The 14,066-nt window shown below is 71.5% G+C and carries 11 protein-coding genes; 8 read left to right on the top strand and 3 right to left on the bottom strand.

All coding sequences use genetic code 11. The features are described from left to right. Positions 1-62 precede the first annotated feature (62 nt). The 4 genes from Pma05_RS01840 (at position 63) to Pma05_RS01825 (ending at position 6,082) form a co-directional block, all read left to right on the top strand. Positions 63-983 (top strand): TauD/TfdA family dioxygenase, encoded by a 921-nt coding sequence (locus Pma05_RS01840; protein ID WP_239311508.1) that lies wholly within the window; start codon positions 63-65, stop codon positions 981-983. Between the two features lie 522 nt (positions 984-1,505). Further along, positions 1,506-3,302: a fatty acyl-AMP ligase gene (locus Pma05_RS01835; RefSeq protein ID WP_239311506.1), complete on the top strand. Its 1,797-nt coding sequence runs from the start codon at positions 1,506-1,508 to the stop codon at positions 3,300-3,302. A gap of 22 nt (positions 3,303-3,324) precedes the next feature. Beyond that, entirely contained in the window at positions 3,325-5,277 is a 1,953-nt protein-coding gene (locus Pma05_RS01830; RefSeq protein ID WP_203855450.1) for an AfsR/SARP family transcriptional regulator, read from the top strand. Between the two features lie 49 nt (positions 5,278-5,326). After that, a complete protein-coding gene (locus Pma05_RS01825; protein WP_203855449.1) occupies positions 5,327-6,082 on the top strand; it encodes a thioesterase II family protein in 756 nt (251 codons plus the stop codon). A 72-nt stretch (positions 6,083-6,154) separates the two neighbouring features. Here Pma05_RS01825 and Pma05_RS01820 read toward each other — a convergent pair whose 3' ends face one another. After that, on the bottom strand, positions 6,155-6,490 hold the full coding sequence (locus tag Pma05_RS01820; RefSeq protein WP_203855448.1) for a hypothetical protein: 336 nt from the start codon (positions 6,488-6,490) through the stop codon (positions 6,155-6,157). A gap of 244 nt (positions 6,491-6,734) precedes the next feature. On the opposite strand from Pma05_RS01820, the gene Pma05_RS01815 reads away from it, so the two are divergent. Both Pma05_RS01815 and Pma05_RS01810 read left to right on the top strand, forming a co-directional pair. Continuing rightward, positions 6,735-7,460: an AMIN-like domain-containing (lipo)protein gene (locus Pma05_RS01815; RefSeq protein WP_203855447.1), complete on the top strand. Its 726-nt coding sequence runs from the start codon at positions 6,735-6,737 to the stop codon at positions 7,458-7,460. Positions 7,461-7,528: 68 nt separating this feature from the next. Further along, complete coding sequence (locus tag Pma05_RS01810) at positions 7,529-8,506, top strand: FAD-dependent oxidoreductase (protein ID WP_203855446.1); 978 nt, start codon at positions 7,529-7,531, stop codon at positions 8,504-8,506. Positions 8,507-8,515: 9 nt separating this feature from the next. On the opposite strand, the gene Pma05_RS01805 is transcribed toward Pma05_RS01810, so the two are convergent. After that, positions 8,516-10,543 carry a putative bifunctional diguanylate cyclase/phosphodiesterase gene (locus Pma05_RS01805; protein WP_203855445.1) on the bottom strand — a complete coding sequence of 676 codons (2,028 nt, stop codon included), beginning with the start codon at positions 10,541-10,543 and terminating at the stop codon, positions 8,516-8,518. A 182-nt stretch (positions 10,544-10,725) separates the two neighbouring features. Continuing rightward, on the bottom strand, positions 10,726-11,157 hold the full coding sequence (locus Pma05_RS01800) for a hypothetical protein (protein ID WP_203855444.1): 432 nt from the start codon (positions 11,155-11,157) through the stop codon (positions 10,726-10,728). 615 nt (positions 11,158-11,772) lie between these two features. Here Pma05_RS01800 and Pma05_RS01795 point away from each other — a divergent pair. Together Pma05_RS01795 and Pma05_RS01790 are read left to right on the top strand one after the other, a co-directional pair. Further along, positions 11,773-13,059 carry an ABC transporter substrate-binding protein gene (locus Pma05_RS01795; protein WP_203855443.1) on the top strand — a complete coding sequence of 429 codons (1,287 nt, stop codon included), beginning with the start codon at positions 11,773-11,775 and terminating at the stop codon, positions 13,057-13,059. Then, entirely contained in the window at positions 13,056-14,036 is a 981-nt protein-coding gene (locus Pma05_RS01790; protein ID WP_372441414.1) for a carbohydrate ABC transporter permease, read from the top strand. The genes Pma05_RS01795 and Pma05_RS01790 overlap by 4 nt, the downstream gene beginning before the upstream one ends. Positions 14,037-14,066 lie beyond the last annotated feature (30 nt).

The raw sequence follows: 14,066 nt of genomic DNA, 5'->3' as shown, positions 1-14,066 counted from the left end.
CGCGGAGTTGTCCAGACCGAAGGGCCGGACCCATGACTCACTCCACTACTGACATCGGAACAATGCCGCACCTGGTCACCCGCGAGTCGGCCGGGGCCGAGATCGGGGAGCTGATCCGGGCCGAGCGCGCCGACCTGCGGAAGATCCTCAACGAGCGGGGTGCGCTGCTGCTGCGCGGCTTCTCCGTCGGCGGGGTCGACGGCTTCGACGCGGTGGTACGCGCGCTCTCCGGCCCGCCGCTGACCTACTCGGAGCGCTCCTCGCCGCGCAGCACCATCAAGGGGCAGGTCTACACCTCGACCGACTACCCGCCGGAAGAGGAGATCTTCCTGCACAACGAGAACTCCTACCAGGCGGTGTGGCCGCTCACCCTCTACTTCTACTGCCGGCAGGCGCCGGCCACCCGGGGTGCGACCCCGCTGGCCGACATCCGGAAGGTGTACCGGGCGATCGACCCGACCATCCGCGAGGAGTTCGTCCGGCGGGGCTGGATGGTGGTGCGCAACTTCCACGGCTCGTTCGGCACCACCTGGCAGCAGATCTTCAACACCGACGACCAGGCGGCCGTCACCGAGTACTGCGCGGCCAACGGGATCGAGACCGAATGGCGGGACGGCGGCGGGTTGCGGACCCGGGCGATCCGCAAGCCGGTGCACACCCACCCGGTCAGCGGCGAGACGGTGTGGTTCAACCACGCGACGTTCTTCCACGTGACGACGCTGCCGAAGGACGTCCGGGAGGGGGTCCTGGAGATGTTCGACGAGGAGGACCTGCCGACGAACACGTACTACGGCGACGGGTCCCGGATCCCGGACGACGTCATCTCCCACCTGCGCGACTGCTACCGGGCCGCGACCGTACGCTTCGACTGGCAGTACGACGACGTGCTGGTGGTCGACAACATGCTCGCGGCGCACGGCCGCGAGCCGTTCACCGGCCCTCGACAGATCGCGGTGGCGATGGCGGAGCCCTCGAACGCCTGACCCCGCGAGCGGAAGCCCGCCCTGGCAGCCCCCTCGGCCGCCCGGGTGGGCTTCTCGCGTGTCGTCCGCTATTTCCGAGTCTGCCCGGCCTGCTCTGGCGGCGGGCCGCCCGGCTGGCGGCGAGTATGTGAAACTGTCTTGTCTTCTGGATACGCGGCCGTATCCAGACGTACGCCCGACTATGTTGTTTGCGTCGGCAAAGAAACGGGAAGTATCCCGGCCGGCCGGGCCAATTGTCCTGGTGGACGGGACATTGTGGCAATGCAGACGAGGTTACCTTTCGGTAGTGAAGGCCCGGCCCCGATAAGCGACGGGGCGTTTTCCTGATGTTTCGCTCGAAGTTCTTATCGCTGTCTCCAACCTGACTTGATTGAATATCCGTGCACGGATATTGTAGGCGGAACCGTCCGTGAGCGTTTGGGGAGTTCTGGCGTCCGCGGTCGTGGCCGCTGGGAGCCTGTCGCTCATTCGGGGGCCCGCCGTGGTTGGCCACGCTTCCCGTAGCCAACATTTTGGGGGGAAATGCGGGTGGGAATCGTGGGTTTGGTGGAGCGGGTCGCCCGACACGCTGGCCGGGATCCGGACCGGGAGGCTGTTGTCCTCCTCCGCTGGAGCGAACGTGAAGAACGTTCGGAATCGTTGCGTTACGGCGAGCTGGACCGGGCTGCCCGGGAGTTGGCCGGCCGACTGCGGGACCGCTGTCGTCCCGGTGATCGGGCTCTACTGCTCTATCCGACCGGGCTCGAGTTCGTCAAAAGCATCCTGGGCTGTATGTATGCCGGCGTCGTTCCGGTGCCCGCCCCGCTGCCCGACGGGGACAAGCACCACCTCATGCGGGCCACCGGGATCGCGTTGGACTCCGATCCGCGCATCGTGCTGACCGACAGCGGGAGCCTGGTCACGGTCTCCGACTGGATGAGTCAGGACGGACTGGACCGGCTGCTCTGCACCGCCACCGACCTTGCCGGGCCGGCTGTGCCGGGTGCGTGGGACGGCCCGACGCATATTAGTCCGGGTGCGCTCGCATTGTTGCGCTATACGACGGGATCCACGAGTGATCCCAAAGGCGTAATGATCAGTCATGAGAACCTGGCGCACAACTTCGAGATATTTCGCGACGCTTTTTCACTTTCGTCGCGGGACCGCTCCCTCGGCTGGTTGCCATTGCATGACGGCGCCGGTCTGATCGAGATGCTGCTCGAACCGCTCTATCGCGGCGCCACCACCGTACTCATGACAGCCGATGATTTCTTTACTGATCCGGTCCGGTGGTTGAAAGCCATCGACAAATACGATGCGCGGCTCAGTTCGGCGCCCGGTTTCGCGTACCGGTTGTGTGCGCGGGAGGTGGCCGACGAGCAGGTCAGGGGCTTGGACCTGGCCCGGTGGGAGCACGCCTGCGTCGGCGGCGCGGACCCGATCGAGCCCGAGCCGCTGATCGAATTCGCCGACCGATTCGCGCCGGCCGGCTTCCGTCGGGAGGCGGTGCGGGTCGGCTATCACATCACCGAGTCGACATTGTTCGTCTCCGGCACCCGGCCCGGTCGGCCGCTCGCCGTTGAACGGTTCGATCCGAGCCGGTTGGAACAGAACATCCTGCTGCCGGCGGCGGCCGACGCGGCGGCGGCGAGATCACTTGTCAGCAGCGGCACGGTAAATGGTCTTGACGTCAAGATTGTCGACCCGGAAACCACAGCGGTATTGCCGGACGGACGGCTCGGCGAGATCTGGATCCGGGGCCGGAGCGTGGCCTCCGGCTACTGGCGGCGCGTGGTGGAGAGCGACCGGGTCTTCGAGATGGCCACCGCCGACGGGGAGGGCGGCTACCTGCGTACCGGTGACCTCGGTGTCAGGTCCGACGCCGAACTGTACGTGCTGGGCCGGATGCGGGAGATGCTGGTCATCGGCGGGCGGAGCCTCTATCCGCACGACATGGAGAAGGCGGTACGCACCTCCGACACCCGCTTCGCCGACCTGACCGGCACGGTCTTCGCGGTGCCGTCGCCCCGGCAGGAGATCGTCGTCCTGCACGAGGTCCAGGCGGAGCCGGCCGACCCGGCCGCGCTGTCGTCGCTGTCCCGCAGCGTCAAGGACTGGCTCAGCCGGTGCTTCGGGGTACGGGTCGCCAACGTGGCCTTCCTGCGCCCCGGCAAGGTGCGCAAGTCGCCCGGTGGCAAGGTGCAGCGAGCGCTGATGCGGGAGCTGTTCATGGCCGACGCCCTCGACCCGGTCTACGAGGACCTGGACAACGAGACACGGCGCCGCTACCGAGCCGTCGGCCCGCCGCTCGCGGTGAGCCACGGTAAGGACTTCCGATGACGCGCGGCGGGAGGTGGTCCTGATGCTCGGCACCCAGGGGACTCCGGCGCCGGCCGACGCCAGCGACGCGGGCGTGACCGGCCACCCCCGGTGGAGAGAGATGGAATTCCGGATCCTCGGCTCGGTCGAGGTGGTCGACTCGACCGGTGTGGTCGAGCTGAGCGCGTCCAAGGTACGCACCGTGCTCGCCGTACTGCTGCTCGCGCGGGGACGGGTGGTCTCCGACTCGCGGCTCGCCGTCGTACTCTGGGGCGACGATCCGCCGGTCACCGCGGCGGCGCAGATCCAGACGTACGTCTCCCGGCTGCGCGCCAAGCTCGCTCCGGACGCCGAGATCGTCCGGCAGCGCCCCGGATACGTGTTGCGGGTCGCGCCCGAGCGGTTCGACCTGGTGCGCTTCGAGCAGCTCGCGGCGCGCGGCCGGGACGCCCTCGCGGAGGGCCGGCCGGCCGACGCCGCCGAGGCGCTGCGGGGTGCCCTCGCGCTGTGGCGCGGTCCCGCCCTCGCCGGGGTGACCGAGTTCCTCAGCGACGCGGAGCGGCCCCGCCTCGAGGAGGCGCGGCTGGCCGCGCTCGGCGACCGGATCGACGCCGAACTGGCGCTCGGCCAGCACGGCCGGCTGGTCGTCGAGCTGACCGGACTGGTCGCCGCGGATCCGCTCCGCGAGCAGTTGCGCGGCCAGCTCATGCTGACGCTCTACCGCTGCGGCCGGCAGGCGGACGCGCTGGCCAGCTACCAGGACTACCGGCACCTGCTCGCCGAGGAACTCGGCATCGACCCGGGGCGCGAGCTACAGGACCTGCACAAGTCCGTCCTGGCCGCCGAGGCGTCGCTCAGCCTGCCGGCACCGGAGGCCCGGGTCACCGTCCGGCGTATCCTGGCCGAACCGCTGCCGGCGAGGCTGCCACCGGACGTGGCGGACTTCACCGGCCGGGACCGGGAGGCCGCCCAGGTGGTCGCGCTGCTGCGTACCCGGGCGGACAACGGCGGGCGGCGGCTCGCCTGCGTGATCGGCGGGATGGCCGGGCTCGGCAAGACGGCCCTGGCGATCCACGTCGGGCACCTGCTGCGCTCGTCGTACCCGGACGGGCAGATCTATCTCGACCTGCGCGGTGCCGGACCGCAGCCGGCGGATCCCGTCGACCTGCTCGGCACCATCCTGCGGGCGCTCGGGATGGACGCGTCGGAGATCCCGCCGTCGATGGCGGAGCGGATCCAGCTCTACCAGAGCAGGCTGGCCGGACGGCGGGTGCTCGTGCTCCTCGACAACGCCGCCAGCGAGCAGCAGGTACGCCCGCTGCTGCCGGAGAGCCCGACCTGCGCGGCGATGGTGACCAGCCGGGCCCGGCTGGCGGCGCTGGAGGGCGTACCCCTGATCGACCTGGACGTCCTCGAACACCAGCAGGCGTTGGAGCTGCTCTCCAAGATCGTCGGTGCCGCCCGGGTGGCCGCCGAGCCGGAGTCGGCGGTACGCATCGTCGAACTCTGCGGCCACCTGCCGCTCGGCGTACGCATCGCGGGCGCCCGGCTCACCGCGAAGCCGCACTGGCGGCTGGCCCGGCTCGCCGACCGGCTCTCCAGCCAGCGTCGTCGGCTGGACGAACTCCGGATCGGCGACCTGGAGGTCCGGGCCAGCGTGGCGCTGAGCCTCCAGGGGCTGGGCGAGCCCGCCCGGCGTGCCTTCCGGCTGCTGGCCCTGCTGGACGCGCCCCGGTTCGCCATCTGGACCGCCGCCGTGCTGCTCGACGTCACCCTCGCCACCGCGCGGGAACTGCTGGAGCAACTGGTCGACGCTCGACTGCTGGACGTCGCCCAGGTCGACGGTTCCAACCAGGCCCGGTACTTCTTCCACGACCTGGTCCGGGCGCTCGCCCTGGAACAGGCCGCCGACGAGGAGACGGCCGACGAGCGGTACGCGGCACTGGACCGTACGTTCGGCAGCCGCTCCGGCCCGGCTGCCAAGGAGAACGGGTGACCGCCCGGCCCCGTGTGGGGGCGTTCCATCGAGGGAAAGGGCTGCACCGGTGAGCACGTACGGCAGGGTCACGAACGACTGGTTCCTCCGCTTCGGAGCCGCGCCCCGGGCCACGGTCCGGCTGGTCTGCTTTCCGCACGCCGGTGGCGGGGCGGCGGGCTACCGGGGCTGGGCGAGTCTCGTCCCGGACTCGATCGAGGTGATCGCGGTGCAGTACCCCGGCCGGCAGAACCGGTACGGCGAGCCGATCGTCGACGACATGACCGTACTCGTCGACGAGATCGTCGCGGCGGTCGAGCGGGAACTGACCGGACCGGTGGTGTTCTTCGGGCACAGCATGGGTGCGGTGGTCGCCTTCGAGGTGGCCCGCCGGTTGCGGGGCAGCGACTCCCTGACGGTGCGCCGGCTCTTCGCGTCGGCCGGTCCGGCGCCGTCGGCCCGACGCTCGCTCGGGGTGCACCTGCGCGACGACGACGGGGTGGTCGCGTACCTCCGGGAACTCGGCGGGGACGGCGCGGAGCTGCTGGAACTCGACGAGATCCGGCAGTTGACGCTGCCGATGGTCCGGGGCGACCTGCGGTTGATCGAGACCTACCGGTATGCGGCCGGTGAGCCGCTGAACTGCCCGGTCACCGCGATCGTCGGGGACCGGGACCACACCTTCACCACCGCCGACGCGCGTCGCTGGGTGGTGCACACCACCGCCGGACTCGACGTGCACTCGCTGCCCGGTGGTCACTTCTATCTCGACGACCAGGCGGACCGGCTGGTGCCGCTGCTGGTCGAGCGGATCGTGCCCCGGTAACGCCGCCCGACCGGCGCCGCCGCCGGCCGGATCCGCCCCGCTGCGCCGGGGGCGGTCCGGTCGGCGGAATGGTTACCGCTCCTCGCCTCCCGGGACGCCGTCGCCGTCGTCCCGGGGGAGATAGCGGCGTACCCGGATGCCGTGGCCGTGTGCGCGGATGCCGTCCGCGGCGGCGATGGCCGCGACGGGATCGGTGAGGAAGTCGAGCGCGACCGCGGTGTCGCCCTCGATGCGGCTGCGCATCCGCTCCAGCCCCTCGGGGGTACTGGACGCCACGGCGTCCAACTTGGCCAGTGCCGCCGCGCGGAGTCGGTAGTCGTTCTCGACCTCGACGACGACCTCGGACACCACCACGTAGCGCTGGGTCCGGGTGGAAGCGCTGAGCTCGCGGTCCATGTCTTCCTTCACGGTCCTGAGCATAGTCGTACCTTTCATGCGTAGAAACCCTCATTGATCCCTCGTCAAGCAAGTTTATTTACTTACGGGGTTCCGGCACGGTTTAGGGGTCTTCCTGTATGGACCTGGAGTGAGATTGCCGCTACCCTGCGGGAGGTGTTTTCTCGCGTCGAGGCTCGGAGACGTCCCCCGGGTCGCCGCTAACCGCTGACCCGGGCCCGGTAAACCGGGCGCCCCGGTCGCGCGTCACAGCGGCATGAGACGACACCGCCTACCGCCACTTCTCGTCGTACTGCTCGTCGGGCTGGCCGGTTGCGATCCGGCACCCCGCCCCGGTACCCCGCCCGATCCGCCGTCGGCCTCGACCTCGGCGGATCCCGCCCGCCCCACCGCACCCCCGGGCGACGGCACCACCGCCCCGGGCACCCCGACCCGCCCCGTACCCGACGAGGAGGTGACCTCGTTCCGGACCGCGTACGGCTGGGCCGTGCCCGCCGAACCGGCACTGGTCCGGCACCCGGTACGCCCACCGGTGGCACCGCCACCCGCACCGCCGCTGCCGTACCTGGTGGAGATCCGGGCGGCCGACCACCCGGAGCAGCGCCCCGGGTACACCCGGATCTCGTTCTCCTTCCGGGGCGGCTTCCCCTCCTACGAACTGGCCTACCTGGGCCGGATCCCGGCCGAGGGGACCGGCGAGCCGATCCGGCTGCCGGGCAACGCCTTCCTGCGGATCCGGTTCGTCCAGGCCCAGGCGCACGACGAGCGCGGTCGCTCCTCGGTCACCACCTCGCCCGCCCCGGAACTCGGCTATCCCACCCTGCGCGGATACGCCTTCGGCGGCGACTTCGAGGGCTACCTCACCTACGGGCTGGGCCTGCGGGTCGCGCCCGGCAGCGACCAGGCACTGCCGGTACGGGCCCTGGAACTGACCCGGACCGACGGCCGCTACGTGGTCGCGGTGGACGTCCGGCGTGGTTGACCGGCGGACCGGTCGGACGGGCCACGTCGCGGTGGACGTCCGGCGGGGTTGACCGGCAGGCTGGTCGGATGCGGAACGTCGTGGTGCTCGGCGCGGGGGTGGTCGGCCTGACCACCGCGGTACGGCTGGCCGAGGTGGGAGCCCGGGTGACGGTGCTGACCGCCGACGAGCCGGCCGACACGGTCTCCCGGGTCGCCGCCGCGGTCTGGTACCCGACCCGGACCAGTGGTGACCCTCGGGTGCTGGGCTGGGCCCGGCGCACCTTCGAGGTGCTCGCCGAGCAGGCCCGGCAGCAGGTGCCGGGGGTGGTGATGCGGCCGACCCGGATGCTGCTGCGCGAGCCGGTGACCGAGGACCCGTGGTGGGCCCCGGCGGTACCCGACTTCCGGGCCGTCCCGCCCCCCGACGGGTACGCCGGGCAGTGGCGGTTCACCGTGCCGACGGTCGAGATGGGCCCGTACCTGGAGTGGCTGGTCGAGCGGCTCGCCGGGCTGGACGTGCCGGTGCGTCGGTACCGGGTGGAGCGGCTCGCCGACGTGCCCGGGATCGCGGCCGAACTGTGGCCGTCGGCGCAGCGCCCGCCGTTGGTGGTCAACGCGACCGGGCTGGCCGCCGGCAAGCTCGCCGACGATCCGGCCGTGCACCCGATCCGGGGCCGGATCGTGCTGGTCGGCAACCCCGGCCTGACCACCTCGGTACGCGACGAGGGGAACCCGGCCGGCATCACCTACGTACACCCGCGCAGCCGGGACGTGGTGCTGGGCGGCACCTTCGAGCCGTACCGGACGGAGACCGGGCCGGACGACGAAGCCGGCGCGGCGATCCTGGCCCGGTGTGTCGCGCTGGTCCCGGAGTTGGCCGCAGCGCCGGTGCGCGGGCAGCTCGCCGGGCTGCGGCCCGGCCGGCTCGGCGGGGCCCGGCTGGCCGAGGACGCCTCCGGGCTGGCCGGACCGGCCCGGCTGGTCCACAACTACGGGCACGGCGGTGCCGGCGTCACCCTGGGCTGGGGCTGCGCCGACGAGGTGGTGACGCTGGCCGCCGAGTAGTGCGCGTAGCTACCGGCTGGTCGCGGAGACGCCGCTCCGGGCGATGGTCCGGGCCATCAGTTCGTGCAGCGGCTCGGGCCGGCCCAGGTGGTATCCCTGACCCCGGTCGACGCCGAGTCCACGCAGCACCGGCACGAGCTCGGGCCGGTCGATGTGCTCGGCGACGGTCCGCATCCCGAGCCCGTGCGCGGCCCGGACCACCGCGTCGATCAGGATCGGGTCGGAGCCGCCGTGGTCGGCCTGCCGGACGAACTCACCCGCGATCTTGACCGCGCTGAACGGCAGGTGTTTGAGGTAGACGAAGGAGCCGTATCCGGCGCCGAAGTCGTCCAGGCTGAACCGGCAGCCGGCCGAGGTGAGCGTGGAGGCGAGCCGGCGGGCCGCGGCCAGGTTGGCGATGGCGGTGGTCTCGGTGATCTCCAGGCCGAGCTGGGTCGCGGGTACGCCCGACGCGGCCAGCGTGCCGACCACCCAGTCACCGAAGCTCGGATCCTCCAGCGAGCGGCTGGAGATGTTGACGTCCAGCCGCAGCTCCACCCCGGCCGCCCGGGCCGCCGCGAGTGCTCCGGTGGCGGTCTCCACCACCCAGCGGTCCAGTTCGTAGATCATGTCGCCGCGCTCCAGCGCCGGCAGGAAGTCGCCGGGACCGATCTGCCGGTGCTGGTCGTCGCGTACCCGCATCAGCAGTTCGTAGCTGCGTACCTGGTCGTCGCCGAGGTCGATGATCGGCTGGGCGTCGAGCTGCAACTGACCGGTGTCCAGCGCCCGGCGTACCCGGGAGACCAGATCGACCCGCTGGGCGGCCTGCCGGTGCTGCTCCGGCGCGAAGAGGCGGGCCCGGTTGCGGCCCTCGCCCTTGGCCTGGTAGAGCGCCAGGTCGGCGTGAGCGAGCAGCAGGGTGTCGTCGTCGGCGGTGTCGAGCGGGGCGGCGCCGATGCTCAGCGTCACCCGCAGCGGCTCGCCGCGCACCGCGAGCGGGGTACGGGCGACCAGGTCACAGAGCCCGGCCCCGATCGCGAGTGCCCGATCGGCGTCGCAGGAGGGCAGCAGGACGGCGAACTCGTCCCCGCCGAGCCGGCCGAGCACCGCCTCGGTGGGCAGGTGGTCGGGGAGCAGCCGGGCCAGCAGCCGGAGCACCTCGTCGCCGATGGCGTGCCCGCGCAGGTCGTTGATGTCCTTGAAGTTGTCGATGTCGATCAGGAGCAGTGCGGCCGCCGCCGGGCCACCGGCGCCGGTCAGCTCGCTCATCCGGGCGGTCAGCGCCCGCCGGTTCGGCAGCCCGGTCAGCGGATCGTGCTCGGCCAGGTAGGCCAGCTCGTCCTGGACCTGCCGGATCTCGGTGATGTCGTGTGCCGTGCCGAGCATCCGCAGCGGCCGGCCGGACTCGTCGGTGAAGACCTCGCCGTAGCACTCCAGGACGCGGATCTGCCGGCTGTTCGCCAGGTACATCCGGTGGGTGTAGGTGAACGAGTTGGCCTCCCGGATCGCCCGGTCCAGGGTTGCCTCGATCATCCCGAGGTCGTCCGGGTGGATCATCTTCCGGTAGGTCGGGTAGTCGAGCGCGGTCTCCGGGGCCAGCCCGATCATCGCCTTCAGGGTGGGTGACCAGACCACCTGGTCGGTGGGGAGGTGCCACTCCCAGGTGCCGACCCGGGCCAACTGCTCGATGTGGGACAGCCGCCAGGCGTAGTCGTCGGCGCGGCGCCGGTCGGCGCGCTGCTCGGTGACGTCGGTCAGCTCGTAGACCAACTGGCCGTCCGGCTCCGGGTCGGTGCGCGGCAGCGGCGGAAGCCGCCGACACGTCACCCGCAGGTGCCGGACCGCGCCGTCGACCGTCGGGCAGCGCAGTTCGACCGGCGGTCCGTCCGGGGTGGCGGCGCCGAACGGCAGCGAGCCGATGTCCGCGCCGATGAGCTGGCCGAGCCGCTGCGCCGCCCGGTTGTACCAGGTCACCTCGCCGTTCCCGGCGGCGGTCAGCAGCGCGGTGGAGGTGGTGTCGAGCACCGCGGCGGGCACGCTGGACGGCAGTGCGGGCACTGGGCCTCCCGTAGAGATCGACCGGATCCGGTGCAGGCGACGGGCACGGTCGGCCGTGACGGCGCACTGAGTGTACGGAGGCCGGACGCCCACGGCCAGCGCCGGTACGCCGGCATGCGTCGGTCTTCGGCAGGTCGGGGCGCGGGTCAGCGGGATCCGGAGGCGTCCCGTCGGTGCGCGGGTCAAACCACGGGCGGCAGGCTGGTCACCCGAACCACGTACGACATCTCCTCGGCCGGCTCCTCCCGGTAGGAGATCTGCTGGACCTGGCGGTCGTCCACGTAGAGCGCGACGTCGGCGAGTACCCCGAGGTGGGCGAGGCCGATGTCGGCGGCCCGCTTCTTGTCCTGGAGCACGGCGCCGATCCCGCCGATCAGGGTCGCCGCGTCGGAGGTCCGTCGACCCGGCGGGCTGCGCAGCACGATCTCCAGGGCGACCGGCTCGGTCAACGCCGTCCAGCCGCTGCGCTGTGCCGCGGCGCAGGCGGCCTGGAGCAGCGTACGGACCCGGGCGGCCTGCCGGTGTCCGGCCGCGAAGATCGACAGTGCTTCGGTCCTGACCGGCGGTGGCCCGTTGACCTCGAAGGACAGGGTGAGCGTCCGGGTATTTTGCACGGCGGCACCTCCTCTTGCAGACGATCCTGCCGAAGGATCGCGGGGACGGGGCGCGTTTCGCCTTTCGGAACCTGCCGCTCGGGACGGTCCGGGCCGGGACGCGCCCGACCGGGCGACGTGGGCCGGTCCGGGAGCGTGTCGGCATCGACGGCGACCTGCTGGCGCCGGAGGTAGCACCCACGGTAGCGGAGGGCTCGGCCGCCGGGAATACCACAGTGGACCGGGATCCGCCTCCCGGGGCACGGTCCGGGCGCGGTGGCGCTGAAGTTTGTCGATGTTTCGGCCGGTGGGCGGCTGGGCAGTGGGGATGTTCGACACCCACGCCCGGTCCGGCGGTTCGCCTGTGGCCGGAGGCGGGGTGCTTTCGCCGTGTGCCGGGACGGTCTCCGCCCCGGCCGTCACGAGGGAGGGTCGGCGCGATGAGCGGTCACCAGGTGCGCGACGGGCGGTCGGCGGGCTGCCGCCGGCGGTCACGGTCGGCGGATGCCGACGTGGGCGGGACGGCCGGGAGGAGGCCGGCGCGCCGAGACGCCGACGTGGGCGCGGTCGGGAGGAGAGCGGGGCGGCGAGACGCCGACCTGGGCGGGGCGGTCGGGAGGAGAGCGGGGCGGCGACATGGCTGAGCCCGAGCGGAGTGGTCCGGGCCGGCCTCCCCGGTTCCGGCTGGCGGCGGCGCTGACCGTGCTGACCCTGCTGGCGCCGCTCGCCGCCTGCGGCTCCGGGGACGACGGCGGCATCCCGACGATCAACCTCTACTACACCACCGAGCAGAACATCCAGAAGGTGGTCGACGACTGCAACACGAAGGCGGGCGGGCGGTACCGGATCGCGTACCGGGTGCTGCCCCGGGCCGCCGACGAGCAGCGGGTGCAGTTGGTCCGCCGGCTCGCCGCCGAGGACTCGGGGATGGACATCCTGGGCCTGGACGTGACCTGGACCCAGGAGTTCGCCAGCGCCGGCTGGCTGCTGGAGTGGACCGGCGAGCGTCGGGCCGAGGCCGAGCGCGGCACCCTGGCCGGCCCGCTGGAGACCGCCCGCTACGAGGGGAAGCTCTACGCCGCGCCGAAGAACACCAACGTGCAACTGCTCTGGTACCGCGCCGACCTGGTGCCACAGCCGCCGGGTACCTGGGACGAGATGATCCGGATGGCCCAGGAACTTCGGGGGCGGGGCCAGCCGTACCGGGTGGTCACCATGGGCGCCCAGTACGAGGGACTGGTCGTCCTCTACAACACCCTGGTGGCCAGCGCCGGCGGCAAGATCATCAACGACGACGGCAGCCGGGCGGTCTTCGACGACGGTGCCGTACGGGCGCTGGAGGTGCTGCGGAACTTCGCCACCGCCGGGGTGACCACCTCCTCCTTCTCGAACACCATCGAGGACCAGGCCCGGCTCGACTTCCAGTCCGGGGCGGGCGCGTTCCAGCTCAACTGGCCGTTCGTCTACCCGGCGATGCAGGAGGCCGACCCGGAACTGGCGAAGAAGGTGAAGTGGGCGCGCTATCCGGGCGTACACCCGGGCTCACCGAGCAAGGTGACGATCGGCGGGTTCAACCTGGGGATCAGCCGGTACTCCCGGCACCCCGACGAGTCCTTCGACGCCGCGGCCTGCCTGCGGGACGCGGAGCACCAGAAGTTCTCCGCGATCAACGACGGGGTGCCGCCGACCATCGAGAGCGTCTACGCCGAGCCGGAGATGGCCGAGGCGTACCCGATGCGGGACACCATCCTCGAGGAGCTGAAGGATCCGGCGACCCGGCCGCGCAGCCCGGCGTACCAGAACATCTCGACGGTGCTGTCGGCGACGCTCTCCCCGCCGTCGTCGATCGACCCGGAGCGGACCGCGGACCGGATGCGGAAGGCGACGCAGGACGCGCTCGATTCCAAGGGGGTGCTGCCGTGAGTACGGAGACCGAGACCGCGACCGCCGTGGACCGGGCCGGTCCGACCGGCGCGGTGCCGGCGCCCCGGCGCGGCCGGGTTGGTCGGCCGACACTGAGCGAGGGGAAGCGGGCCGAGCGCCGGTTGGGTTGGCTGCTCTGCGCCCCGGCCGCGCTGGTGATGCTGGCGGTGACCGCCTATCCGATCCTCTACTCGGTCTGGCTGTCGTTGCAGCGCTTCGACCTCAAGTTCCCGGACGAGCGGGAGTTCGTCGGGCTGGCCAACTACGTCACGGTGCTCACCAACGACTACTGGTGGACCGCGTTCGGGGTGACCATGCTGATCACCGTCGTGACGGTCGCCGTCGAACTGGTGCTGGGCATGGGACTCGCCGTCGTGATGCACCGGACCATCGTCGGGCGCGGACTGGTCCGCACCTCGGCGCTGATCCCGTACGGCATCGTCACCGTCGTCGCGGCCTTCTCCTGGCGGTACGCCTGGACGCCCGGCACCGGATACCTGGCCACCCTCTTCGGCGAGGGGGCGCCGCTGACCGAGCGGGCCAGCGCGCTGGCGATCATCATGCTGGCGGAGATCTGGAAGACCACCCCGTTCATGGCGCTGCTGCTGATGGCCGGCCTGGCACTCGTACCGGAGGACCTGCTCAAGGCGGCCTCGATGGACGGCGCCACCGCGTGGCAGCGGTTCACCAGGGTAATGCTGCCGGTGATGAAGCCGGCGATCCTGGTGGCGCTGCTGTTCCGCACCCTGGACGCGTTCCGGGTCTTCGACAACATCTTCGTGTTGACGGCCGGGGCGAACGAGACGTCGTCGGTGTCGATGCTCGCCTACAACAACCTGATCCGTGGGCTCAACCTCGGGATCGGGTCGACCATGTCGGTGCTGATCTTCCTGGCCGTGGCGATCATCGCGTTCGTCTTCGTGAAGCTGTTCGGCACCGCTGCCCCGGGCAGCACCGACGAGGGAGGCCGCCGGTGAGCGCGAGGAACGCAGCGAAGCGGAGTACCG

Source organism: Plantactinospora mayteni, assembly GCF_016862935.1.
Classification (GTDB): Bacteria; Actinomycetota; Actinomycetes; order Mycobacteriales; family Micromonosporaceae; genus Plantactinospora; species Plantactinospora mayteni.
This window is presented reverse-complemented; position numbering and strand designations above follow the sequence as displayed.

Excerpts from the sequence above, each read along its gene's own strand:
- Pma05_RS01840 (WP_239311508.1), top strand. The coding sequence starts at position 63 with ATGCCGCACCTGGTCACCCGCGAGTCGGCCGGGGCCGAGATCGGGGAG.
- Pma05_RS01835 (WP_239311506.1), top strand. The coding sequence starts at position 1,506 with ATGCGGGTGGGAATCGTGGGTTTGGTGGAGCGGGTCGCCCGACACGCT.
- Pma05_RS01830 (WP_203855450.1), top strand. The coding sequence starts at position 3,325 with ATGCTCGGCACCCAGGGGACTCCGGCGCCGGCCGACGCCAGCGACGCG.
- Pma05_RS01815 (WP_203855447.1), top strand. The coding sequence starts at position 6,735 with ATGAGACGACACCGCCTACCGCCACTTCTCGTCGTACTGCTCGTCGGG.
- Pma05_RS01810 (WP_203855446.1), top strand. The coding sequence starts at position 7,529 with ATGCGGAACGTCGTGGTGCTCGGCGCGGGGGTGGTCGGCCTGACCACC.
- Pma05_RS01795 (WP_203855443.1), top strand. The coding sequence starts at position 11,773 with ATGGCTGAGCCCGAGCGGAGTGGTCCGGGCCGGCCTCCCCGGTTCCGG.